Here is a 25611-nt window from a genome sequence, read left to right as displayed (position 1 = left end):
GAAGGTCTTTCGGGACCTTTTTTGCTGCCTGACCTGATTTATCCGCGAGCCCCGTTTTCCGGTGTACCTGCGGTTCCCCGAGCCTTGTAGAAGTTGGGGATTATTATGTAATGCTTATTTTTTCTTCACCGGTTTTTGCCAGTCAGGTTTATGCACCTGAGGCACCCGGCTTAACAGTAAACCGCTGTCTGGCACATCGCGCGTCACGGTCGTACCCGCCGCGATAGTCACGTTATTGCCGACGGTGACGGGTGCGACCAGCTGTGTGTCAGACCCGACGAAGACATCGTTTCCGATGACAGTTTTATGCTTATTCACACCATCGTAGTTGCAAGTGATGGTACCCGCGCCGATATTCACGTTATCGCCAATCTCAGCGTCGCCGAGGTAGGACAGATGGCCGGCTTTGGAGCCTTTGCCCAGACGCGATTTTTTGATTTCGACGAAATTGCCGACATGGGCGCCTTCGGCCAGTTCAGCGCCAGGGCGCAGACGGGCGAAAGGTCCGACCGTACAGCCGCTTTCCAGCACCGCATCTTCGAAAACGCTGTAAGGGCTGATTTCGCAGTCATCGCCAATCACGCAGTTTTTCAGCACGCAGCCCGCGCCGACTTTCACGCGATCGCCCAGTTTGACGTGACCTTCGATAATCACGTTGGTGTCGATCTGTACGTCGATGCCATGGGACAGCTCACCACGCAGATCAAAGCGCGCCGGATCCATCAGCATCACCCCTGCCAGCAGCAGGCGTTCCGCCTGTTCACTCTGATACACGCGCTCAAGGCGGGAAAGTTGCAGGCGGTTGTTAACGCCATCGACTTCGCTACTACGCGCCGGATGGACAGTAGCAATCTGATGACCTTCGGCATGTGCCATCGCAATAATGTCAGTGATGTAATATTCACCCTGCGCATTATTGTTGTTGAGCTGACTCAACCAGCGTTTGAATGACGCACCGTTGGCAACCAAAATACCGGTGTTGATTTCTCGAATTTTCAGCTGTTCTTCGCTGGCATCTTTTTGCTCAATGATGCCAGTCACCGTGCCATTTTCACGAACAATACGGCCATAGCCTGTCGGATTATCCAGAACAACAGTCAGTAAACCAATGCCGCCTTCTGGTTTCGCTTTCAGCAATTTATCCAATGTTTCAACAGAAATTAACGGAACATCGCCGTAAAGCATTAGCACGTCTTCGTCATCAGCAAAATAAGGCGCCGCCTGTTGCATCGCATGGCCAGTGCCCAATTGTTCAGCTTGTAAGACCCAATTAAGATCACTACCAGCCAGGTTTTGCTTCAGTAAGCCGCCACCGTGGCCATAGACCAGATGCACGTTCTTAGCGCCAACCTGTGTGGCCGCATCAATAACGTGTTGAACCATTGGCTTACCGGCCAATAAATGAAGAACTTTAGGAAGGTTAGAATACATGCGAGTTCCCTTGCCTGCGGCAAGGATCACCACACTCAGTGTGCTGTTTGACATAGGTAACCTGACAAATCCAATTTGAGGGACAAAAGTAACCTGTTAGCTAACAGGATTACTACATATTTCGCATCAAAAACCGCCCGCAGGCCTTAGTCAGCAAGGGGTAACACTCGATAGACGATAGTGAGTGAATCGCCTACAAAGTCTCTACTTTGATTGCTAGTATTCCACTGAGTAAGGGCAAATGTCATGAGAATAGGGATGAAAATAGGGCTTTTTTAAAGGTAAAAAAAAAGCGACCCGAAGGTCGCCTTTTACGATGATGTCGTTACATCGCTTTCCTGGTCAACTCGATAACACGAAGTTTTGCGATCGCTTTAGCCAGTTCAGCAGAAGCCTGAGCGAAGTCGACGTCACCGTGAGAACCACTGATGTGCTCCTCAGCTTTACGCTTAGCTTCAAGCGCACGTGCTTCATCGAGGTCTTGCCCACGGATTGCAGTGTCAGCCAACACGGTCGTAGCGCTCGGTTGCACCTCAAGGATGCCACCGGAAAGATAAATATACTCTTCTTCACCGTGTTCTTTAACAATACGCACCATGCCAGGCTTGATGGCGGTGAGCAGCGGAGCATGCCCAGGGAAAATACCCAGTTCGCCTTCGCTACCCGTCACCTGGATCTTCTGTACCATGCCGGAAAACATTCTCTTTTCCGCACTGACTACATCCAGATGGTAAGCTTTTTCAGCCATGTCATCCTCTCTCACAACAAACTAGCGTTACAGTTTCTTGGCTTTTTCCACTGCTTCTTCAATGGCGCCAACCATGTAGAACGCTTGTTCAGGCAGGTGATCGTAGTCGCCGTCCATAATGCCTTTGAAACCACGAATGGTATCTTTCAGCGATACGAACTTGCCCGGAGAACCGGTGAAGACTTCGGCCACAAAGAACGGCTGGGACAGGAAACGCTGAATCTTACGCGCACGGGATACAACCAGTTTGTCATCTTCTGACAACTCGTCCATACCCAGGATCGCGATGATGTCTTTCAGTTCCTGGTAACGTTGCAGAATAGACTGCACGCCACGAGCCACATCATAGTGTTCCTGACCAACAACCAGTGGATCCAGCTGGCGGCTAGTCGAGTCAAGTGGGTCAACCGCAGGGTAGATACCCAGTGACGCGATCTGACGGCTCAGTACCACTGTCGCATCTAAGTGAGCGAAGGTGGTGGCTGGAGAGGGGTCAGTCAAGTCATCCGCAGGGACGTAAACGGCCTGTACAGAGGTGATTGAACCACTTTTTGTCGAGGTAATACGTTCTTGCAGAACGCCCATCTCTTCCGCCAACGTTGGCTGATAGCCTACCGCTGATGGCATACGGCCCAGAAGTGCAGACACTTCGGTACCGGCCAAGGTGTAACGGTAAATGTTATCGATGAACAGCAGTACATCACGACCTTCATCACGGAATTTCTCCGCCATGGTCAGGCCGGTCAGCGCCACACGCAGGCGGTTACCTGGTGGCTCGTTCATCTGGCCATAGACCAGGGAAACTTTGTCGATAACATTAGAGTCAGTCATTTCGTGGTAGAAGTCGTTACCCTCACGAGTACGTTCACCCACACCTGCAAACACGGAATAACCGGAGTGTTCGATCGCGATGTTACGGATCAGCTCCATCATGTTTACAGTTTTACCGACACCAGCACCACCGAACAGACCGACTTTACCGCCCTTAGCGAACGGACACATCAAGTCCATCACTTTGATACCGGTTTCCAGCAATTCCTGGGAGTTTGCCAGCTCTTCGTAAGAAGGAGCAGGACGGTGGATCCCACGACGTTCTTCTTCACCGATAGGACCTTTCATGTCGATTGGTTCGCCCAATACGTTCATGATACGACCCAACGTTGCAACACCAACCGGCACCTCAATGGCGTGCTCAAGGTTGTTAACTTTCAGACCGCGACGTAGGCCGTCTGAGGTACCCATTGCGATACAACGAACAACACCGCCGCCTAACTGTTGCTGAACTTCCAGCACCAACTTGGAGGTACCGTTTTCTACCTCAAGAGCATTGTACACATGCGGTACTGCATCCTGAGGGAACTCGACGTCCACCACGGCGCCGATTACCTGGATAATCTTTCCAGTAGCCATCTTGAATCCTCTACGTAATTCGTAAACCTAGCTTAAACCGCGGAGGCTCCCCCGACGATCTCGGTGAGTTCCTGAGTGATGCTGGCCTGACGAGCTTTGTTGTAAACCAACTGCAGCTCTTTGATCAGGCTGCCGCCGTTATCGGTTGCGGCTTTCATCGCTACCATTCGCGCGGCCTGTTCGCTGGCCAGGTTTTCTACGACGCCCTGATAAACCTGAGATTCCACATAGCGACGCAGGAGAGTATCCAGCAGTGCTTTAGGGTCTGGCTCATACAGGTAATCCCAGGATTTTTTCGCCAGCACGTCATCTTCTGCTGGTGGCAGAGGTAACAGCTGAACGATACGTGGTTCCTGAGACATGGTATTGACGAATTTATTGCTAACAATACATAACTTGTCTAAACGACCTTCGTCGAAGGCTTGCAACATCACTTTCACCGGTCCGATCAATTCTGACAGAGAAGGGTTATCTCCCATGCCAGTAACTTGGGCAACGACATTCGCACCCACGGAATTGAAGAAAGAGGCTGCTTTGGAGCCGATCAGGGCTAAGTCGACCTCAACACCTTTTTCGGACAAGCCTTTCATCTCTGCCAGCAGTTTTTTGAACAGGTTAATGTTCAAACCACCACACAGACCACGGTCGGTAGACACCACCAAATACCCGACACGCTTAATTTCACGATCGTCCAGGTATGGGTGTTTGTATTCCAGATTACCCAACGCGAGGTGACCGATCACTTCACGAATGGTTTCTGCATAAGGACGGCTGGCCGCCATGCGATCCTGCGTTTTACGCATTTTGGAGGCGGCGACCATCTCCATCGCTTTAGTGATCTTTTGCGTGTTTTGCACGCTGCTGATCTTACTACGTATCTCTTTTCCGCCGGCCATCTCTGCTTCTCCTCATTACCAAACGGCCTGTTGCTTATCTGCATTAAGCAGGGCAACAGGGCCGCTTAGTGTTACCAGGACTGGGTTGCTTTGAAGGTATCGAGGATATTTTTGAATTTCCCCTCGATCTCATCGTTGTACGCACCAGTTTGGTTGATTTGTTGCAGAAGCTCTGAGTGCTCGCGGTCAGCATAAGCCAACAACGCAGCTTCAAAGCTACCCACTTTAGACAAGTCAACGTCTTCCAGATAACCACGTTCTGCTGCAAAGATAATCAGTGACTGCGCAACGATAGACATTGGCGCATACTGTTTCTGCTTCAGCAACTCGGTCACTTTCTGACCGTGGTTCAACTGTTTACGCGTTGCTTCATCCAAATCGGAAGCAAACTGGGAGAACGCAGCCAATTCACGATACTGAGCCAATGCAGTACGAATACCACCGGACAGTTTTTTCATGATCTTGGTCTGAGCAGCACCACCAACACGGGATACGGAAATCCCCGGGTTAACCGCAGGACGAATACCGGCGTTGAACAGGTTCGATTCCAGGAAGATCTGACCATCGGTAATCGAGATTACGTTAGTCGGAACGAACGCGGAAACATCACCCGCTTGCGTTTCGATGATTGGAAGCGCAGTCAGGGAACCTGTTTTGCCTTTCACTTCACCCTTGGTGAATGCTTCAACGTAATCCGCGTTTACACGCGCAGCACGTTCGAGCAGACGGGAGTGGAGATAGAAAACGTCGCCTGGGTAAGCTTCACGACCTGGTGGACGACGAAGCAGCAGGGAAATCTGACGGTAAGCAACAGCCTGTTTAGACAGGTCATCATAAACGATCAGTGCGTCTTCACCACGGTCACGGAAATACTCACCCATTGCGCAACCGGAGTACGGTGCCAGGTATTGCAGTGCAGCAGACTCTGATGCAGTCGCAACCACCACGATGGTATTTTCCAGTGCGCCATGCTCTTCCAGTTTACGCACCACGTTAGAAATGGTGGACGCTTTCTGGCCGATAGCCACATAGATACATTTGATGCCGGAATCGCGCTGGTTGATGATCGCATCAATTGCCAGAGCAGTTTTACCGGTTTGACGGTCACCGATGACCAATTCACGCTGACCACGACCGATTGGGATCATGGCATCAACGGATTTGTAACCTGTCTGCACAGGTTGGTCTACGGATTGGCGTTCGATAACGCCAGGTGCGATTGCTTCGACAGCTGAGAAACCGTCGTGCTCTACCGGACCTTTACCGTCAATTGGCGCACCCAGGGTGTTAACAACGCGACCTAACAGGCCACGGCCAACGGGGACTTCCAGGATACGGCCAGTACATTTTACTTTCATCCCTTCGGCGAGGTCAGCGTAAGGGCCCATAACAACAGCACCTACGGAGTCGCGCTCCAGGTTCAGGGCGATAGCGTAACGGTTACCCGGCAACGCAATCATTTCCCCTTGCATAACATCGGCCAAGCCGTGCACGCGGATGATTCCGTCACTGACGGAAACGATAGTACCTTCATTGTGAGCTTCGCTCACTACATTGAACTGAGCAATGCGCTGCTTTATCAGTTCGCTGATTTCGGTGGAATTCAGTTGCATGCTCCAGTCCCCTTAAGACTGCAATACGTCTGCCAGGCGTTCAAGACGACTGCGAACGCTGCCATCAATCACCATATCACCTGCACGGATTACGACACCGGCAAGAACAGACTTGTCAATTTTGCAATTCAGCTTAACTTTGCGAGACAGACGTTTTTCCATGGCAGCAGCAATTTTTGCCTGCTGCGCTTCGGATAGTGGAGCTGCTGAAGTGACGTCTACTTCAGCAATGGCCTCTAATGAGGCACGCAGTTCAATGAACTGTTGCAGCACTTCCGGAAGAACGCGTAAACGCCCATTTTCAGCCATAACCTTAATCAGATTTTGGCCTGCGTCGTCGAGTTGGTCACCACATACCGCAATGAAAGTTTGAGACATAGTTTCTGGTGCCAAGGCCCCGGAAAGCAGTTCTTCAATCTGTCCATTACACGTGACTTCAGCGGTGAACGCCAGCATGGACTGCCAGCGATCTAAGCTTTGGTGCTCAACGGCAAAGTCAAAAGCTGCTTTGGCGTAGGGGCGAGCTACAGTTACAAATTCAGACATCAGCCCCTCCCTCCTTACAGTTCAGCGACCAGTTTATCAACGATGTCGCTGTTAGCAGCTTCATCTACGGAACGTTCGATGATCTTCTCGGCGCCAGCAATGGCCAAAATCCCGACCTGTTTACGCAACTCTTCACGTGCACGTTGGCGTTCGGCGTCAATCTCTGCCTTAGCTTGCGCTACGATCTTGTTACGTTCCTGCTCGGCTTCGGTCTTCGCTTCGTCGACGATCTGTGCTTTACGCTTGTTCGCCTGGTCGATGATTACCTGAGCTTCAGCTTTGGCTTTCTTCAGTTGGTCGGTCGCATCGGCTTGCGCTAAGTCCAGCTCTTTTTTGGCATGTTCTGCGAAAGACAAACCTTCAGAAATCTCTTTCTGACGTTTTTCGATGGCAGCCATAATTGGCGGCCATACGTACTTCATGCAGAACAGGACAAACAGGACAAACGCGATAGCCTGGCCGAGGATTGTTGCGTTAAGATTCACAGCACAATGCCTCTTTCAAAGTGAAATATTTGATGTAGTTCGTTTAACCGTGAGCAAGCTCAGCGTTAAGCGACAGCAAACATCACGTACAGACCCAGACCAACAGCAATCATTGGGATTGCATCGACCAGACCCATAACGATAAAGAACTGTGTACGCAACAGAGGGATCAGGTCAGGCTGACGTGCAGCACCTTCCAAGAATTTACCACCCAAGATGCCGATACCGATTGCAGCACCGATTGCCGCCAGGCCCATCATCACAGCGGCAGCCATGTACAGCAGATCCATACTCAGGTTTTCCATGACAGTCTCCAGTTTGTTTCAGTTAAAACGCAGTAGTGTTGAAAGAAAAATCAGTGTTTTTCAGATGCCATCGAGAGATAGACAATCGTCAGAACCATGAAGATAAAAGCTTGCAGCGTAATGATCAGGATGTGGAAAATGGCCCAAGGCACACTCAGGATCCACTGTGACCACCACGGCAGCAGGCCAGCAATAAGGATGAAGATCAACTCACCCGCATACATATTGCCAAACAGTCGCAGACCCAGTGAAACGGGTTTAGACAGCAGGCTGACACCCTCAAGAATCAGGTTAATCGGAATAAAAACCGGATGATTGAATGGCTGCATTGTCAGTTCTTTAACGAAACCGCCAACGCCTTTCATCTTAATGCTATAGAAAAGAATCAGAATGAATACGCCGAGCGCCATAGACAACGTGATATTCACGTCAGCCGTGGGTACAACACGCAGAGCCGGCAGACCAAGAAGATGTTCGCCGATGTACGGCAGAAAATCGATTGGCAGCAAATCCATCATGTTCATCATGAACACCCAGACGAAGACAGTCAGAGCCAAAGGAGCAATGACCTTGCTTTTGCCGTGATACATGTCACGCACGTTGCTATCAACAAAGCCTACAACCAACTCGATGGCCGTTTGCAGCTTTCCTGGAACACCACTGGTGGCGCTTTTAGCGACGCGATGGAAAATAACCAGAAAGAGTACCCCAAGGACCACGGAGAAAAACATCGAATCGATGTTAATCGACCAGAATCCCGTCCCTACCTGAAGCTGAGTCAGATGGTGACCGATATACTCTTGTGGAGTAGAGATTTCTCCTGATGCAGACATGATGCCTCTTACCCTTTAGTAGTTAAGTTCGGTAACTGTTAATGATGGCCGGTGCTAAAATCTGCGTCATCAACACCGATAAATAAGCCAAACCCAGCGGAGCAAAAACCGCCTTGAACAGGCCCAGCGCGATAATCATCAAGATAATCGTTATCAGAACCTTCAGCGCTTCTCCGATGGCAAAAGTCCAGGCAACCCGTCCAGATACCGTTGTTTGCGCTTGATAACGCCATGCAAACAGCATGAAGAGTACGTTGGGTAGCCAAGCAGCCATCCCTCCCATCAAGGCTGACGTCGTCCATGTCAGACTTTTAAAGCCAAGTAGCACACTGAGCAGAACAAAGGTCAGTAACTGCAGTATCAACAGTTTTCTGGCCATCTTCGCGCCGTTCATACTGTTTAAAATACCCGGTACAGACATGACGTTTGTTCTCTCCTTCAAGTACCTAGCTAGAGGTATGCTGAGTGCCGTATATCATAGCCTTTACGGTTTTGAGTCAAGCAGCAAAAAACGAGCAAATTATACGGGCCACTCAAACGAATTCAATGGATAAGTAGCGAAAAGGTGAACAATTATTTAAATTTTACCCTTTATCGCTATTTTCATAAGGAAACTATAGCTATGAATCAGCCCTATGCACTTGTCTGAATATTTTATTGATCGACAAAGAAGCGTGCGCCGGATCACATAATTGCTATTTTCAGTCCCCTATACCCCAATGATGTGGATTCTTTTAAGCTAAAGAAGCCTTTTAAAAACCTTAATAATCAAAAAGATAAATAAATAAGATTGATTATTAAAGCAAAATTCCAAATAACGAAACGAATACGAAACAACAACCCAACAAACAACAACATTTTCATTACATATTGATTAATGCGGAGAGAAGAGCAATCTAATCTCAAAAGTCTCTATTTCGGACCTGATTAAATAGCAAAGGTCATTGAATTGCTATCAAGATGTAAGAATCAGGTGAATTAATAAGCATGACATTAATTTAATTAGCGTGCTTATTTTACGTTTAACACACATTTGAATTCTGAAGATTTATTGACTCACCGCAAACTTAGTTCGCTTTAAGAATCACCAAATGGCGTTCTCCATCAAGTTCTGGCACTCGTAGTTTTACTATCCCTTCCAACACAACACCTGGCCCAAGTAAATCAAGTTCATCATGAGGGCGGACACCTTTGAGGGCATAAAAATGTCCCTGACCTTTTGCGGGCAAGTGATGGCACCAGGAGATCATGTCCTGCAGCGAGGCAAAGGCTCGGCTAATAACACCATCGAAAGGCCGTTCAGGGATGAACTCTTCGACGCGGCTTTGCACAGGCTCAATATTGGTCAGTCCCAGTTCATGCTGCACCTGGCGTAGGAAGCGTATACGCTTGCCTAAGCTGTCCAACAGAGTGAAGTGCGAATCAGGACGCACGATAGCCAGCGGAATACCGGGTAAGCCGGGCCCAGTGCCGACATCAATAAAGCGTGAACCGGACAGGTGAGCGTTAACGACGATACTGTCCATGATGTGACGCACCAGCATTTGCATGGGATCACGGACAGAGGTGAGGTTATAGGCCTTATTCCACTTGTGCAGCATCTCTATGTATGCGACTAACTGCTGTTTTTGCTGATCGGGTAGCGTTAATTCTGCCGCAGCAAGCAGCGAGTCTAATTTCTTATGCACTATTGAGGTCCTCTAACGAAAACGAAGCTCCGGAGAAGTCCGGAACGGTAATAATAAAACAGTCTGCCAGACGGGAAAAGATTGATTTAGCCGCCGAATAGAAATCATTCAGCGGCCAGAAGCGGAGATAATTCAGGCGCTGCGACGCAGCAGACCCTGTTTTTTCAACCAGATTAACAAAATAGAAATGGCTGCGGGGGTAATGCCTGAGATACGTGTCGCTTGGCCGATTGACGTCGGTTTGTGATCGTTAAGTTTAGCGATCACTTCATTCGACAAGCCGTTGACCTGGCGGTAATCAAGATCCAGCGGTAACAACGTATTTTCGTTACGCTGCTGTTTTTCGATCTCGTCCTGTTGCCTGGCAATATATCCTTCGTATTTAACCTGGATCTCCACCTGCTCAGCAGCCTGAACATCAGGTACTGGCGGTGTAAACGGTGTAAGACTGGTTAACAGCGCATAAGTCATTTCAGGACGACGTAGCAACTCTTCAGCACTGGCTTCTTTCGAAAGCGGAGCTGAAAGCGCAGCATTGACTTGCTCTACCTGCTCAGAACGCGGATTAATCCAAATACCTCGCAGACGCTGACGTTCTTGTTCAATCATTTCCAGTTTTTGATTGAAACGGGCCCAGCGTGCGTCATCAACCAGACCCAGCTCACGACCTTTTTCAGTCAGTCGCAAATCAGCATTGTCTTCACGCAGCATCAGTCGGTATTCAGCACGTGACGTAAACATGCGGTAGGGCTCTTTGGTTCCAAGAGTACAGAGGTCGTCGACCAGAACTCCCAGATAAGCCTGATCACGGCGTGGTGCCCATCCTTCTTGCTCTGATGCATGACGAGCAGCATTCAGACCAGCCAGTAACCCTTGTGCCGCAGCTTCTTCATAGCCTGTGGTGCCGTTGATCTGGCCTGCGAAGAATAAACCTGGAATAAACTTGCTCTCCAGGGTTGGTTTTAAGTCACGTGGGTCAAAGAAATCATACTCAATCGCATAGCCTGGGCGAACGATCACCGCATTTTCCAAACCCTGCATTGAACGCACGATCTTTATCTGTACGTCAAAAGGCAAGCTGGTGGAGATCCCGTTTGGATAAACTTCGTTACTCGTCAAACCTTCAGGTTCCAGGAAGATCTGGTGAGAAGTGCGATCGGCAAAACGCATGACTTTATCTTCGATCGACGGACAGTAACGTGGGCCGATCCCTTCGATTATTCCGGCATACATCGGGCTACGATCCAGATTACTGCGGATCACATCATGCGTTTTTTCATTGGTATAGGTCATGTAACACGGGATCTGGCGCGGATGTTGCGACACATTGCCCATGAAAGAGAATACGGGTGCTGGATTGTCACCGTGCTGTGGCGCAAGGCAACTGAAATCGATGGAGCGTGCGTCAATTCGCGGCGGTGTACCGGTTTTGAGGCGATTGACACGCAGTGGCAGTTCACGCAAACGCTGTGAAAGCGAGATAGCAGGAGGATCACCTGCACGGCCACCGCTGTAATTTTCAAGACCGATGTGGATCTTACCATCCAGGAAAGTACCGACGGTCAGTACAACGGCCTTGGCACGGAATTTAAGACCCATTTGTGTCACTGCACCAACAACACGATCGTTTTCCATGATCAGATCTTCAACGGGCTGTTGGAAGATCATGAGGTTCGGCTGGTTTTCCAGTGCAGTGCGGATCGCTTGTCGATACAGTACGCGGTCAGCCTGGGCACGTGTCGCACGAACTGCCGGGCCTTTACTGGCGTTTAGTATCCTAAACTGTATCCCTGCATGATCAATGGCGGTGGCCATTAATCCACCGAGTGCATCCACTTCTTTAACCAGATGTCCTTTCCCGATCCCGCCAATAGCAGGGTTACACGACATTTGCCCAAGCGTGTCGATATTGTGGGTCAATAACAGGGTCTGACGTCCCATTCTTGCAGAAGCCATCGCGGCTTCTGTGCCCGCATGGCCTCCACCGATGATGATGACGTCAAATTGTTCCGGATAAAACATGGTACTGCACCTCGGAGTTCATGCGATGAAATGATGTGTGGTGTTGGGATGAAGGATTCTACTCAAGTTTAGAGGTTCCACAAGTCCCGGGGGATCGTCACTAATTAAAAGAAGATCTTTTTTATTTAAAGATCTCTTACTATTACTTCTATTAAGATCGCGATCCTCTGTGCATAAGTGATTATTCTCGATAAGGATCAAGGCACTACTAACGATCGAATGCTGTGAATGATCGGTGATCCTGTTCAGTATAAGCTGGGATCAAAATAGAGAGTTATGCACAGCATGAATTGCTACCATCGGTTGTTAGAGGGATAACTACTGGTTTTACCCTGCTTATAAGCATAGTTATCCACATCTGATCGCTTGAAATTTACACTTATTTGACTAAATCAATCCAGTCGAACACCCAAATCTCAGCAGGATCCTCAGGAATCTCATGTTGAGTCACGTCGATCTCCATGCGATCCCCTATGCGTTTTGCCCCTAACGAGGTCAGTTTTTGATCCAAAGATCGGATCGCACCGCAAAACGTATCGTATTCACTGCTGCCTAACCCCAGAGCACCGAAACGGACTTTTGATAGATCCGGCTGCTGCTCTTCCAACTGTTCCATGAAAGGTTGAAGATTATCGGGAACCTCACCGGCACCGTGTGTTGAACACACCACCAGCCAAATGCCTTCAGTTGGCACCTCATACAGCTCAGGACCATGAAACATCTGCGTGCTGAAACCCGCATCTTCTAATTTATCTGCGACATGTTCTGCCACATATTCAGCACTACCAAGTGTACTTCCACTAATCAGGGTAATATCAGACATCATGCTCTCACCCGATAAAAGAAACGGCATTGTACGCTGTGAATCAGCTGGGATCTACCTGTGGATAATAGGGGTATAGAAATTGGCTGTTATGGCTTGATGGTCCGCATAATGGGGTTCTGCAGGGAGATTAGGGTCTCTGTAGACTGGATCTCATCAATGGTTTGGATCTTGTTGATAAGTACGTGTTGTAGCGAATCGATAGAACGGCACATTATCTTAATAAAGATACTGTAATGCCCTGTGGTGTAATAGGCTTCTACCACTTCTTCAATGCTTTCCAGTTTTTTTAGCGCGGAAGGATAATCTTTGGCACTTTTGAGAATAATGCCGATAAAGCAGCACACGTCATAGCCCAATTGCTTCGGATTCACCGTGACGTTGGCACCGGTAATGATCCCCGCCTGCTTCATTTTCTCTACCCGAACGTGAATAGTGCCGGGACTGACGGCAAACACCTTCGCGAGTTCGGCGTAGGCCGTACGGGCATTTTCCATCAGGGCGTTAAGAATGGCGCGATCGAGATTATCGATCTGATAAATTTCGGTCATTTTTGTCCTCAGTTATTCCTATTTCGTGATCATTTCACCCTAAAAATGAGGGAATAATAATTTCCAGGCAACATTTATTATTAAATGTTAGGTATAACGAGGATTTTATTGATGGTAGGGATTTTTCCATCAGCAGATTTAGGAACGCTGCCAGCGACGCTGGACGCGGCTTTTCATTCCGGTATCAAAGCGCCAGATATGGTCGAAAATACGCATGATCGCGGGCTTGCCATACTGCGACATGGCCAGTGCATGAAAGCGGTGATGTTTATCTTGCTGCAACTTTTTCACTCTTTTCTTAACCTCCTCCGGAAGCCTTTGAGCGATAAAGTCGGAAATGATCACGGCATCTGCATCTTGCCATTCCGGCGAAGAGAGTTTATCCAGGGTAGCATTCAGGCAGGCTGTCAGATCAGTCCCTCCGCGAAAATGCTGGCCGAGAAAACGCAGTGCCTGCTCGAGACCACTGGAAGAGGTCAGCTCGTAATGAATGACTTCACTGGCAAATAACATGATGTAGCAGCGGCGGTTATCCGCCAACGCGATCCTCAGCAGCGCAAGACAGAACGCCTTGGCGCACTGTTCGTTGAACCCACCCATCGATCCTGATGTATCCACACAGACCACAAACGGCCCGCGCGGTTGTGGTTCCTGCTGCTGATGCGTTATCGGGCGTTTAACCACTTTTTCCCGCCAAACGTCGCCCTGCAGGCGATAAGTCATCAGGCGTTTTTCCAGTAATTTCCGATAAAATTCATACTCCAATTCAGGGATACCTAGTGTGCCGAGCTCGGTTGGCATCAGGCGCAAAATGTCATCACTTTGATGGATGCCATTGACCTCTTCTGGGACCGTGGCGGGCTCACGCACCATTAGCCGATGCTCCACCATTTTTGTATCATCATGTGGGCTGGTTTTGGCCTTCTGGCTGCGCCCAAGTTGCTCAGCCAGCCTTTGCAGTTCAGGTTGTTGCTGCAAAAAACTGCCATAACGTGCCAATGATTGCACTTCACCGCGCTGGCGCTGCCCTTTACTCATGTCCCAGAGACGTCCTGCGGCCGCATCATTTTCGGCTAATAAGGGCGAGAGTTTGCCGCTCAGTTCCAATCGCTGTTGTAATTCCTCCTGCAGTTGTTCTTGTTCCTGCTCAAGCAGATGATGATGAACGGTCACCGTCTGGAAAGTCAGGCTCAACCGCCAGCGCTGCAGAAATAGCGTGTGAAAGCTGTTTCCTGTTTGCGGGCTGCGCGTCTCATCGGCATTTTTTTGCAGTTTGCGGGCTTCAGTAATAAAAGGAGAGCTCAGTGTATCGAGTGAATCCACCAGCGCAGCCAGTTCAGACTGAAAAGTGGCAGCATCTATCTGTTGGCAATGCTGATAAAGATAGAACTCTGTGGCCAGATCGGGCGGGACCGCGGCTTCATGGATCCTCTGGCGCAGGCGAAATTTCCACTCAGAGAGATCCTTGGTCAGCGCTCGTTTAAGTCGAGGGAATTTCTCGAAGAAAATCACCAACTGTGGTGTCGCTAATAAACCAATGATCAATTCGTCGATCAGTTCGCCTTCGCTGATCGACAGTAAAAGATCGAGAGATTCCAGACTGAGCATCGGTCAGTGCCCACTGAACAGCTGTTGCTGATGAATCAACTGTTCGGAGACAGCAACCAGGCTCGCTTCAATTTTTGCAGCCCAGGTAGCCTCAATAAAGAGACAGCCCTGTTGTTGGCTGAATTCATGCCGTTGTTGATTGAGTTTGGCCGTAATCCCTTCGAGGGTACTTTTCATCTCAGCAGGTACGGCAATATTTTCTTTGCCTGGCAGCGTCAGCGGCGTTGCCAGGCGGCTGATATCCCGTACCACCAGCTGTAATTTTTCATCGACTTCAGCATCAATATTTTGTGCAAACCCCATACCGTTGAGTTTTGCTTTCAGCACGCCACCTTTATTAAGCCACTCCTCCAGCACCGGTCGTTCCACGACTAAATGAGAGACACTGATATCATGCAGATGCAGAGGCATTTGCAATAATAAGGTCAGGTGTGGGGCCGAAAGTGAGTCTGGCAGGTTGTACTGTGGCTTGCGGCTGAAGATGCCGACTTTTTTGCTCATTTTAAGCGACTGGCGGGAGCTCTGTTGCTGTTGATATTGCATCCATTCCTGATTCAATTGGCGTAGCTTCATCAATAATGTCTGCTGCTGGTAGGCCTGTTCGGTGATCATCTGTTCAATTTGCGTCTGCAAAAGTTGATAGGTGTTCAGGTCATGCCATAAACAATCTTTCAGCAGGATCAAATCGACCGGAGTGATGGCCTGACGACCACTAAAGAAGGCACATGCCTGCAACAGGCGTAAGGCTTTTTTCCAGCGACGATCGGAGACGTAAGGTGCTGTTTCTAGTGCGTTCAGCCGCTGGCGCAGTTGGAAAATTAATTCAAAACAGTGTTCGGATAGGGTGATTTTATCAATTTTCGGCTGCCATTGCTGATACTCCTCGTCACTGATACTCAGTGCTTCGGGCACCGGATTGGCACTTTCATTCTGGCGCGTGGTGAGTAATGAGTGGAAATTCTGCTTATCCTGGACTTTATCCAGCCACAGGCGGATTAGCATGCGGTCGTAGAGTGCTTCCAGACTGCCATCTGCTTCAGGCAGTTCATTGGATGCGCTGACCAGCAGACGCAGCGGAATGGTCTCTTCACGTTCGCCGTTGCGGAAACGCCGCTCGTTGATGGCGGTTAGCAAGGTATTCAAAATGGCCGGACCGGCTTTCCATATCTCATCCAGAAAGACGATTTCGGCTTCCGGCAGGTAGCCTTGTGTCAGGCGTAGATAGCGCCCTTCATCTTTCAGCGCTTGAATAGACAATGGGCCGAACACCTCTTCCGGCGTGGAAAAGCGGGTCATCAGGTATTCAAATGCGCGTGCATTGCGGAAAGCAAATTTCAGGCGGCGAGCGATCAGGCTTTTGGCGATACCTGGTGGCCCAAGTAGAAATACACTTTCGCCACACAACGCGGCCAAAAGGCATAGACGTATAGCATGTTGACGCTCATACAAGCCGTGTTCTAGCGCGTTGGCAAGACGGGCAATCCGTTCTGCAAGTAGGGGAGAATAGGCCATACTGAGTCTTCCGCTTTCGTTAAATTGATGACATAAATGAATGAATAGTGGACTGAGCAGGGATAATAAACCATGCTTTTTTTAGTGATATAGCTTGTTGATTACTAGAAATTTTCTATTATGAAAATTACCACATCTATTGCCTGAGTCTGTATTTCTTAGCTCATATAAGGATAGGCAATCTGTTTTATTCGTGCATACTGTGCGCCGTTTAGTGGGCATCAAGGATTGAGCGTACCTTTTCGCTTACAGAATTCTTTGTCATAAAAGAGCAGCATAAGAACCCAATTATGAGCACAGAACATAAACGGTCACTCCCGGCAGTAACCTTAGCCGCCATTGGCGTAGTGTATGGCGATATTGGCACCAGTCCTCTTTATACCCTTAGAGAGTGTTTTTCCGGCCACTATGGCTTCAATGTTGAACCCAGCGTTGTTTTCGGCTTTCTGTCGCTAATATTCTGGATGCTGATCCTCATTGTCTCGCTGAAATACCTCACTTTTGTGATGCGCGCAGACAATGCCGGTGAGGGCGGTATCCTGACGCTGATGTCACTGGCAGGTAGAAATACCTCCTCCAGAAACACCGCCATACTGGTCATTCTGGGATTGATCGGTGGCAGTTTCTTCTATGGTGAAGTGGTGATCACGCCGGCGATTTCGGTCCTGTCCGCGATGGAAGGCCTTGAGATTGCTGCGCCTTCGCTTGACCCTTATATCGTTCCTCTATCGATTACTGTCCTGACACTGCTTTTCATTATTCAGAAACACGGTACCGGTATCGTGGGTAAACTCTTCGCTCCTGTGATGCTGCTGTGGTTCCTGACGCTCGCTGTTCTCGGCGTGAATAGCATCATGCAGAACCCTGAAGTCTTGCGCGCGATGAACCCAATGTGGGCGGTTAATTTCTTTATCGAACATAAATCCTTCTCGTTCCTGGCACTCGGCGCTGTCGTTCTGTCGATTACCGGTGTGGAAGCCTTATATGCCGATATGGGCCACTTTGGGAAATTCCCTATCCGTCTGGCATGGTTCACGGTGGTATTGCCGTCTCTGGTGCTGAACTATTTCGGTCAAGGCGCGCTGCTGCTGAAGAACCCGGAAGCTATCAAAAACCCTTTTTTCCTGCTGGCACCTGACTGGGCGTTAATTCCTTTACTGGTCTTAGCGACGTTAGCGACCATCATTGCATCTCAGGCTGTGATTTCCGGCGTGTTCTCCCTGACGCGTCAGGCTGTGCGACTGGGCTATTTACCTCCGATGCGCATTATCCACACCTCGGAAATGGAAGCAGGCCAGATTTATATCCCGGTCATTAACTGGACGCTCTATATCGCTGTGGTAATCGTTATTGCCAGCTTCGAGCATTCTGGTAATCTGGCGGCGGCTTACGGTATTGCTGTAACGGGTACGATGGTGCTGACCAGTATTCTTGCCTGTGCCGTTGCGCTGAAAAACTGGCACTGGAAACCCTTCCTGGTGGGTATTTTATTAGTTGTGCTTCTCCTTATCGACGTGCCAATGTTTGCTGCGAATGCCACTAAACTGTTCTCCGGTGGCTGGTTACCGCTGACGCTTGGCTTGTGTATGTTTATTATCATGACGACCTGGAAAAGCGAGCGTTTCAGACTTATGCGGCGTATGCATGAACACGGAAACTCGTTAGAAGCGATGATCGCCTCGCTAGAGAAATCTCCTCCGATGCGCGTTCCGGGCACCGCGGTTTACATGTCGCGTGCGATCAACATCATCCCGTTTGCACTGTTACATAACCTCAAGCACAACAAAGTGTTGCATGAGCGAGTGGTGTTACTGACGCTGCGTACTGAAGATGCACCTTATGTTCATAATGTCCGGCGTGTCACTATCGAACAGCTATCGCCGACCTTCTGGCGAGTGGTTGCCAGCTACGGTTTCAAAGAGACTCCGAACGTGGAGGAGGTCTTCCATCGTTGTGGACTGGAAGGCTTGCCGTGCCGAATGATGGAAACTTCGTTCTTTATGTCCCATGAGTCACTGATCCTTGCTAAGCGTCCTTGGTATCTCTATTTGCGTGGGAAACTGTTTATGACCTTGAGCCGCAATGCACTGCGTGCGCCGGACCAGTTTGAAATTCCACCGAACCGGGTTATTGAACTGGGAACCCAAGTCGAAATCTGATTTTTGACAAGATGGCTGAGGGCACCTTCTGGTGCCCTTTTGCATTTCTAAAAGCCTAAAAAACGCACTAACTCAAATTATCCGCTCTTTTCTCAATGTGTCAGCGAAACGTTTCGACGACGATCACAATTTCGCCACAAGACCATTGCCAGATTTCTACATCTTCCTAAACTCATCAATGAGCGAAACGTTTCGCTGTTGGAGCTAACCATGAAGAAATCACCGCTTTTGAATGCCGAAATCTCACATACCATTGCCAAGTTAGGTCACACCGATCAGCTGGTTATTGCGGATGCGGGTTTACCGATACCCCCATCTTCCCAACGCATCGATCTGGCGCTGACTGCGGGTGTTCCCACCTTTTTACAGGTTTTAAAGGTTGTGACACATGAGATGCAGGTTGAGCGGGCGATACTCGCCGGGGAGATCATCGAAAAGAATCCTCAACTCCATGAAGCGTTACTCGCGCAGTTGAAACAACTTGAGCAACACCAGGGAAACACAATCACCTTGGATTACATCAGCCATGATGCTTTCAAGGTACAAACTGAACAAAGCCGGGCGGTTATCCGCAGCGGGGAGTGCTCGCCCTACGCGAACATTATTCTGTGTGCCGGCGTAACCTTCTGAGGCCTTTATGCAACCTTTGCTGCAACTGACAGGGATTGATAAAGCGTTTCCTGGCGTAAAAGCACTTTCCGGGGCGGCGTTGAGCGTCTACCCGGGACGGGTTATGGCGCTGGTGGGTGAAAACGGCGCGGGCAAGTCCACGATGATGAAAGTACTAACCGGCATCTATCAAAAAGATGCCGGTTCAGTCCATTACCTCGGAAAGGAAGCGGCGTTCAATGGCCCTAAAGCCTCGCAGGAAGCCGGCATTGGTATCATCCATCAGGAACTCAACCTGATCCCTCAATTAACCATCGCCGAAAACATCTTCCTTGGCCGGGAATTCGTTAATGGTTTTGGACGCATCAACTGGAAGAAGATGTATGCCGAAGCTGACAAACTGCTCGCCCGTCTGAATCTGAGCTATAGCAGTCATCGACTGGTCGGCGAATTGTCGATAGGCGACCAGCAAATGGTTGAAATTGCCAAAGTGCTGAGCTTTGAATCGCGCGTCATCATCATGGATGAGCCTACCGATGCGTTAACCGATACCGAAACCGCCTCTTTGTTTAACGTGATCCGTGAATTGAAATCTGCGGGTTGCGGTGTGGTCTATATTTCGCATCGGCTGAGAGAGATTTTTGAAATCTGCGATGACATCACCGTATTCCGTGACGGCCAGTTCATTGCCGAACGCCCGGTCAACGAATTGCAGGAAGATACCCTGATTGAAATGATGGTGGGCCGCAAGCTTGAAGAGCAGTATCCCCGTCTGAGTCAGGAACGTGGAGCGCTGCGTTTGCAGGTGCGTAATGTTTCCGGTCCTGGCGTTGAAGATGTGAGTTTTAATTTATACAGTGGCGAAATTCTCGGTGTGTCCGGTTTGATGGGGGCAGGACGCACCGAACTGATGAAAATTTTATACGGCGCGCTGCCGCGTAAAACAGGCTATGTCGCTCTTGATGGCCGTGAAGTGGTGACTCACTCACCTCAGGACGGCCTGGCGAACGGTATTGTTTATATCTCAGAGGACCGTAAGCGCGATGGTCTCGTTCTCGGGATGTCGGTCAAAGACAATATGTCACTGACGGCGTTGCGCTATTTCAGCCGTGCGGGCGGTAGCCTCAAACATGCTGACGAGCAGCAGGCTGTAGGTGATTTCATCCGCATGTTTAATATCAAAACCCCCTCAATGATGCAGCCTATTGGGTTGTTGTCTGGTGGTACTAATGACTCGTCCGAAAATATTGATCCTCGACGAACCGACGCGTGGCGTCGACGTCGGTGCTAAGAAAGAGATTTACCAGCTTATAAACCAGTTCAAGCGCGATGGGTTGAGCATCATTTTGGTTTCCTCTGAAATGCCGGAAGTGATTGGTATGAGTGATAGGATTCTGGTGATGCATGAAGGCCATTTAAGCGGTGAATTCCCGATAGAACAGGCAACGCAAGAAGTGTTGATGGCAGCCGCTGTCGGCAAGCAATACAGCGTGACGCAGGAGTAATCAACTATGAGTTCTCAGACATTGCCGGCGAAAAAACGCTGGATCACTAAAGAATGGTTATTAGAGCAGAAATCGCTGATTGCGCTGCTGGTGCTGATTGCCGTGGTCTCTTCGATGAGCCCGAATTTCTTCACGGTGAATAACCTGTTCAATATTCTTCAACAGACGTCCGTCAACGCCATTATGGCCGTAGGTATGACGCTGGTGATTCTGACATCGGGTATTGATTTGTCAGTGGGTTCTCTTCTGGCGCTTTCCGGCGCGGTTGCGGCTTCGGTGGTCGGGTTGGAAGTGAATGCGCTGGTGGCTGTGGCGGCAGCCTTGGCGGTGGGGGCTGGGGTTGGCGCCATAACCGGGATCATTGTCGCCAAAGGTAAAGTTCAGGCATTTATCGCCACCTTGGTGATGATGTTGCTGTTGCGCGGGGTCACTATGGTTTACACCAATGGTAGCCCGATAAGTACCGGTTTCAATGATGTCGCAGATACTTTTGGCTGGTTTGGTATTGGTCGCCCGCTTGGTGTTCCCACACCTGTCTGGCTGATGGTAGTGGTGTTTGCTGCGGCCTGGTACATGCTGCATCACACCCGTTTAGGTCGCTATATCTATGCGTTGGGCGGTAATGAATCCGCTACGCGTTTGTCTGGTATCAGCGTTGATAAAGTAAAAATTATCGTCTACTCCCTTTGCGGTCTATTAGCGGCTTTGGCTGGCATTATTGAAGTGGCGCGTTTGTCTTCTGCGCAACCGACGGCCGGTACCGGTTACGAGCTGGACGCAATTGCCGCTGTTGTTTTGGGAGGAACCAGCCTGTCAGGTGGTAAAGGACGTATTGTCGGAACGTTGGTCGGTGCGCTGATCCTCGGTTTCCTGAATAACGGTTTGAATTTATTAGGTGTCTCCTCCTACTACCAAATGATCGTCAAAGCAGTCGTCATTCTGCTGGCGGTTTTGGTAGATAACAAAAGCAACAAATAATCTCTCCTACAGGAATTATGACCATGAATATGAAAAAACTGGCAGTTTGGGTTTCCGCCGCAGCGATTACCGCTTCGTTCAGTGCCAACGTGCTGGCAAAAGACACTATCGCTCTGGTGGTTTCTACGCTGAATAACCCGTTCTTTGTTTCGATGAAAGACGGTGCACAGAAAGAAGCTGACAAACTGGGCTACAACCTGGTGGTGTTGGATTCGCAGAACAACCCGGCGAAAGAGCTGGCAAACGTGCAGGACTTGACCGTACGCGGCACCAAACTGCTGTTGATCAACCCAACGGACTCTGATGCAGTAGGTAACGCCGTGGCGATGGCCAATCAGGCTAAGATCCCTGTTATTACTTTAGACCGTCAGGCGACCAAAGGTGTCGTTGTCAGCCATGTTGCATCGGATAATGTCTTCGGTGGTAAAATGGCCGGTGATTACATCGCCAAGAAACTCGGCGAAAACGCTAAAGTTATCGAACTGGAAGGCATTGCTGGTACGTCGGTTGCCCGTGAACGTGGTAAAGGTTTTGCACAATCTGCTGAAAAACATCATTTCGTGATGCTCGCGACTCAGCCTGCTGACTTCGACCGTACTAAAGGCCTCAACGTTATGCAGAACTTGCTGACTGCACATCCTGACGTGCAAGCGGTGTTCGCGCAGAATGACGAAATGGCGCTGGGCGCTTTGCGTGCTCTGCAAACCGCCGGTAAAACAGATGTGTTGGTGGTCGGTTTTGACGGCACTGAAGACGGCATCAAAGCGGTTAACAGCGGTAAAATGGGGGCTACAGTCGCGCAACGTCCTGATCAAATTGGTGTGATTGGCGTACAGACCGCGGATAAAGTGCTGAAAGGCGAGAAAGTACCTGCCATCATTCCGGTTGATCTGAAATTGGTTGCCCAGCCTTAATTTTACGGTTTTTATTGGCAGTATCTACGCCACCCTTAATGGAATGGGTGGCGTAATATGACTCAGGAAATGAAAATGGATACAGGTAAACTGGTAGTTCTTGGCAGTATCAATGCCGACCATATTCTTAATATCGAACAATTCCCCCAGCCTGGCGAAACCGTGATCGGCAAACAATATACCGTGGCGTTTGGTGGCAAAGGTGCGAATCAAGCCGTGGCTGCCGGTCGTGCTGGTGCCGATATTTCGTTTATTGCCTGTGTCGGGGAGGATGATATTGGTGAGCGCGTTTGCAAACAGCTCGCGAGTGACGACATTGATACGTCTCCTGTTGAAGCCATCTCGGGTGCCACGACCGGTGTTGCGTTGATTTTTGTGAATGCTGAAGGTGAAAATGTTATCGGCATTGATGCCGGCGCTAATAAAGCGGTGACTCCTGAGTACCTGAATCGTTACCAACAGAATATTATCGAGGCATCAGCTTTACTGATGCAGCTGGAATCACCACTGGAAACGGTTATCGCTGCCGCCAAACTGGCGAAACAACATAATACCCAGGTGATCCTCAATCCGGCTCCGGCCTGTGATTTACCGGCGGAGCTGTTGTCGCTGGTAGATATTATCACCCCCAATGAGACCGAAGCCGAGCGTCTGACCGGCGTTCAGGTCAATAACAATGATGATGCCGCGCGCGCTGCGAAAGTGCTGCATGAGAAAGGCATCGATACCGTCATTATCACGCTGGGCAGCAAAGGCGTTTGGCTCAGTCAGAAAGGTGAGGGTAAACAGATCGTCGGTTTCCGCGTCAAAGCAATAGATACGATTGCTGCCGGCGACACCTTTAATGGTGCGTTAGTCACGTCTTTGCTAGAGGGCAAATTGATGGAAAGCGCCGTGCGTTTTGCTCACGCCGCCGCCGCAATTGCAGTAACCCGTCCAGGTGCACAACCTTCAGTGCCATGGCGTCACGAAATCGATGATTTCTTAGCTCGTCAGGAGTCCTGATTGGCTACCATGAAAGATGTCGCCCGCCTGGCGGGCGTTTCAACCTCCACGGTCTCTCATGTGATTAATAACAATCGTTTTGTCAGCGACGTTATCCGCGACAAAGTGACGACTGCCATTGATAGTCTCAATTATGCTCCCTCGGCGCTGGCTCGTAGCCTCAAACTTAATCAAACCCGTACCATTGGAATGTTGCTGACCGCCAGCAGCAACCCTTTCTATTCAGAAGTCGTGCGTGGGGTTGAACGCAGCTGTTATGAGCGTGGCTATAGTTTGATTCTGTGCAATACGGATGGCGATGCAGAACGTATGAACCGCAGTATGGAAACGTTGCTGCAAAAGCGTGTCGATGGCCTGCTATTAATGTGTACTGAAAACCACCGCCCTTCGCAGGATGCTCTCAGCCGTTATCCTTCATTACCTATCGTGATGATGGATTGGGCGCCTTTTGGTGCTGCTAACGATGTCATTCAGGATAATGCCTTCTTGGGCGGGGAGATGGCCACCGACTATCTGATAAGCCAAGGCTATCAACGGATTGCTTGCATCACCGGTCCGCTAGATAAAACCACCGCACAAGAGCGGCTGAACGGTTACCGTCAAGCGATGCATCGTGCTGGTTTGCCGGTTCTACCTGGATATGAAGTCAGTGGGGATTTTGAATTCGAGGGTGGAGTACCGGCGATGAACCAGCTGTTGGCGCTTTCACCGCGCCCGCAGGCAGTCTTTGCCAGTAATGATGCCATGGCTGTGGGGGTTTATCAGGCTCTCTATAAGAAAGGACTGCGAGTTCCGCAAGATGTTGCTGTTATAGGCTATGACGATATCCAACTGGCGCAATATATGACGCCACCGCTCACAACTATCCATCAGCCTAAAGACTCGCTGGGCGAACTGGCTATTGATGCATTACTCCATCGTTTACAAGCTCCAGAAGCTGAACCGCAGGTGCTGGTTCTGACCCCTGAACTGGTCGTGCGTGAATCAGTCGGTTCATTCAACGGCAATCAATAGCTGTTGGCAGGCTAGCTGCGCTTCTTGTGCGTCGCTGTTCAGGATGGCATCGACCAGAGCCTGATGATACTCCAGTTTGATCACCTCGTTGCCTGTGATGGCACGGAAGTAACTTTGATAAACCGAACTGAACAGATTAGAGAATGACGTCAGAAATGGGTTTTTTCCGGCTTCATAAATCAGCTGGTGGAATTGCGTGTCGACGTTTATCCAGCGTTCTCTGTCAAAGCTTGTATGCAGTTGTCGCATTTCCATCATATATAAAGAGAGCTGACGTTTCTGTTCATCACTGGCCGCTATAGCGGCGAGAGCACAGGCTTGGGGTTCCAGCGCGCGACGTAAAATAACAAAGTGTGACATCACCTGATCAAAGTTTTCACGCGTCATCCACCAGTTCAGCAGGTCTTGGTCGAGAAAGTTCCAATTTGATTGAGGCATCACTCGGGTACCAATGCGTGGACGAGGCAATAACATGCCTTTAGCTGTAAGCGTCTTGACGGCTTCACGTACCGCAGTTCGGCTGACGCCAAAAATCTTACCCAGTTCCATCTCACCTGGCAGGATACTGCCTTCGTTATATTCCCCGGATAAAATACGCTGAGCTATTTTCTCTGCTAATAGATAAGAAAGGTTACGCTGGGCGGCCTGTTGTTGAGCATTGAGGGGCATAGTCATTGTTCCTGGAAGGCGATGGTCTAACTAATAGAAAAACAGTTTACCCTACCGCTGTCGCTTCAAACGGCGCTTTTGAGACGAAAAGTGCGGGAATATTGTGCTTATTCACTCGGTTTGTTGAAAAAAAGAACGGTCAGTAATTTATTTGAAATTAAGGGTTGCGGCCTTCTGAGAACTCCCTATAATGCGCCTCCACTGACCGGGAACAACGACTGACAAGTCGCTCGGACAGGAAGAGGAAAAGATGAAAGTTCGAATGAATAATCTCTTGACTCTTCAGC

At 49.5% G+C, this 25611-nt stretch carries 23 protein-coding genes and 1 pseudogene; 7 read left to right on the top strand and 17 right to left on the bottom strand.

Features of this window, described 5'->3' with window-relative positions; all coding sequences use genetic code 11:
- Positions 1–114: 114 nt before the first annotated feature.
- The 16 genes from glmU to ravA form a co-directional block, all read right to left on the bottom strand.
- Entirely contained in the window at positions 115–1485 is a 1371-nt protein-coding gene (gene glmU / locus IEV89_RS17715) for a bifunctional UDP-N-acetylglucosamine diphosphorylase/glucosamine-1-phosphate N-acetyltransferase GlmU (RefSeq protein WP_188474847.1), read from the bottom strand.
- Positions 1486–1756: 271 nt separating this feature from the next.
- The gene (locus IEV89_RS17710; RefSeq protein ID WP_188474846.1) at positions 1757–2179 is read right to left on the bottom strand and encodes a F0F1 ATP synthase subunit epsilon; all 423 of its coding nucleotides are present in this window, start codon (positions 2177–2179) and stop codon (positions 1757–1759) included.
- A gap of 27 nt (positions 2180–2206) precedes the next feature.
- Positions 2207–3589 carry a F0F1 ATP synthase subunit beta gene (gene atpD, locus IEV89_RS17705; protein ID WP_188474845.1) on the bottom strand — a complete coding sequence of 461 codons (1383 nt, stop codon included), beginning with the start codon at positions 3587–3589 and terminating at the stop codon, positions 2207–2209.
- A 32-nt stretch (positions 3590–3621) separates the two neighbouring features.
- On the bottom strand, positions 3622–4485 hold the full coding sequence (gene atpG / locus IEV89_RS17700) for a F0F1 ATP synthase subunit gamma (RefSeq protein ID WP_188474844.1): 864 nt from the start codon (positions 4483–4485) through the stop codon (positions 3622–3624).
- A gap of 71 nt (positions 4486–4556) precedes the next feature.
- Positions 4557–6098, bottom strand: coding sequence for a F0F1 ATP synthase subunit alpha (gene atpA, locus IEV89_RS17695; protein WP_188474843.1), 1542 nt, complete (start codon positions 6096–6098; stop codon positions 4557–4559).
- Between the two features lie 12 nt (positions 6099–6110).
- Positions 6111–6644, bottom strand: coding sequence for a F0F1 ATP synthase subunit delta (atpH, locus tag IEV89_RS17690; protein WP_188474842.1), 534 nt, complete (start codon positions 6642–6644; stop codon positions 6111–6113).
- Between the two features lie 14 nt (positions 6645–6658).
- Positions 6659–7129, bottom strand: a complete 471-nt coding sequence (gene atpF, locus IEV89_RS17685) for a F0F1 ATP synthase subunit B (RefSeq protein ID WP_188474841.1) — start codon at positions 7127–7129, stop codon at positions 6659–6661.
- A 65-nt stretch (positions 7130–7194) separates the two neighbouring features.
- Positions 7195–7434 carry a F0F1 ATP synthase subunit C gene (gene atpE, locus IEV89_RS17680; RefSeq protein ID WP_004093904.1) on the bottom strand — a complete coding sequence of 80 codons (240 nt, stop codon included), beginning with the start codon at positions 7432–7434 and terminating at the stop codon, positions 7195–7197.
- Positions 7435–7484: 50 nt separating this feature from the next.
- Complete coding sequence (gene atpB / locus IEV89_RS17675) at positions 7485–8267, bottom strand: F0F1 ATP synthase subunit A (RefSeq protein ID WP_188474840.1); 783 nt, start codon at positions 8265–8267, stop codon at positions 7485–7487.
- 22 nt (positions 8268–8289) lie between these two features.
- The gene (gene atpI / locus IEV89_RS17670; RefSeq protein ID WP_188474839.1) at positions 8290–8688 is read right to left on the bottom strand and encodes a F0F1 ATP synthase subunit I; all 399 of its coding nucleotides are present in this window, start codon (positions 8686–8688) and stop codon (positions 8290–8292) included.
- Between the two features lie 646 nt (positions 8689–9334).
- Entirely contained in the window at positions 9335–9955 is a 621-nt protein-coding gene (gene rsmG / locus IEV89_RS17665) for a 16S rRNA (guanine(527)-N(7))-methyltransferase RsmG (RefSeq protein WP_188474838.1), read from the bottom strand.
- Between the two features lie 132 nt (positions 9956–10087).
- A complete protein-coding gene (gene mnmG / locus IEV89_RS17660; protein WP_188474837.1) occupies positions 10088–11977 on the bottom strand; it encodes a tRNA uridine-5-carboxymethylaminomethyl(34) synthesis enzyme MnmG in 1890 nt (629 codons plus the stop codon).
- A 379-nt stretch (positions 11978–12356) separates the two neighbouring features.
- Positions 12357–12800 (bottom strand): FMN-binding protein MioC, encoded by a 444-nt coding sequence (mioC, locus tag IEV89_RS17655; protein ID WP_188474951.1) that lies wholly within the window; start codon positions 12798–12800, stop codon positions 12357–12359.
- An 89-nt stretch (positions 12801–12889) separates the two neighbouring features.
- Positions 12890–13351, bottom strand: coding sequence for a transcriptional regulator AsnC (gene asnC / locus IEV89_RS17650; RefSeq protein WP_140475459.1), 462 nt, complete (start codon positions 13349–13351; stop codon positions 12890–12892).
- 138 nt (positions 13352–13489) lie between these two features.
- Positions 13490–14959 carry an ATPase RavA stimulator ViaA gene (gene viaA, locus IEV89_RS17645; protein ID WP_188474836.1) on the bottom strand — a complete coding sequence of 490 codons (1470 nt, stop codon included), beginning with the start codon at positions 14957–14959 and terminating at the stop codon, positions 13490–13492.
- Between the two features lie 3 nt (positions 14960–14962).
- Positions 14963–16471: an ATPase RavA gene (gene ravA, locus IEV89_RS17640; RefSeq protein ID WP_188474835.1), complete on the bottom strand. Its 1509-nt coding sequence runs from the start codon at positions 16469–16471 to the stop codon at positions 14963–14965.
- Between the two features lie 290 nt (positions 16472–16761).
- On the opposite strand from ravA, the gene kup reads away from it, so the two are divergent.
- From kup to rbsR, 7 genes and pseudogenes are all read left to right on the top strand, one after another.
- Positions 16762–18630, top strand: coding sequence for a low affinity potassium transporter Kup (gene kup / locus IEV89_RS17635; RefSeq protein WP_188474834.1), 1869 nt, complete (start codon positions 16762–16764; stop codon positions 18628–18630).
- Between the two features lie 210 nt (positions 18631–18840).
- Complete coding sequence (rbsD, locus tag IEV89_RS17630; RefSeq protein ID WP_188474833.1) at positions 18841–19260, top strand: D-ribose pyranase; 420 nt, start codon at positions 18841–18843, stop codon at positions 19258–19260.
- A gap of 7 nt (positions 19261–19267) precedes the next feature.
- Positions 19268–20744, top strand: a pseudogene (gene rbsA / locus IEV89_RS17625) (ribose ABC transporter ATP-binding protein RbsA).
- Positions 20745–20750: 6 nt separating this feature from the next.
- Positions 20751–21722 (top strand): ribose ABC transporter permease, encoded by a 972-nt coding sequence (rbsC, locus tag IEV89_RS17620; protein ID WP_188474832.1) that lies wholly within the window; start codon positions 20751–20753, stop codon positions 21720–21722.
- A gap of 23 nt (positions 21723–21745) precedes the next feature.
- Entirely contained in the window at positions 21746–22636 is an 891-nt protein-coding gene (rbsB, locus tag IEV89_RS17615) for a ribose ABC transporter substrate-binding protein RbsB (RefSeq protein WP_188474831.1), read from the top strand.
- A 75-nt stretch (positions 22637–22711) separates the two neighbouring features.
- Positions 22712–23641: a ribokinase gene (gene rbsK, locus IEV89_RS17610; RefSeq protein WP_188474830.1), complete on the top strand. Its 930-nt coding sequence runs from the start codon at positions 22712–22714 to the stop codon at positions 23639–23641.
- Positions 23642–24655 (top strand): ribose operon transcriptional repressor RbsR, encoded by a 1014-nt coding sequence (rbsR, locus tag IEV89_RS17605; RefSeq protein WP_188474829.1) that lies wholly within the window; start codon positions 23642–23644, stop codon positions 24653–24655. It begins immediately after the preceding gene.
- Here rbsR and IEV89_RS17600 read toward each other — a convergent pair.
- A complete protein-coding gene (locus IEV89_RS17600) occupies positions 24635–25324 on the bottom strand; it encodes a FadR/GntR family transcriptional regulator (RefSeq protein ID WP_188474828.1) in 690 nt (229 codons plus the stop codon). The genes rbsR and IEV89_RS17600 overlap by 21 nt on opposite strands.
- Positions 25325–25611: the final 287 nt, after the last annotated feature.

It is taken from the genome of Hafnia psychrotolerans (assembly GCF_014639435.1).
Taxonomy (GTDB): Bacteria; Pseudomonadota; Gammaproteobacteria; order Enterobacterales; family Enterobacteriaceae; genus Ewingella; species Ewingella psychrotolerans.
Note: the sequence above shows the minus strand (reverse complement) of the source record. Positions and strands in the feature narration are given on the sequence as shown.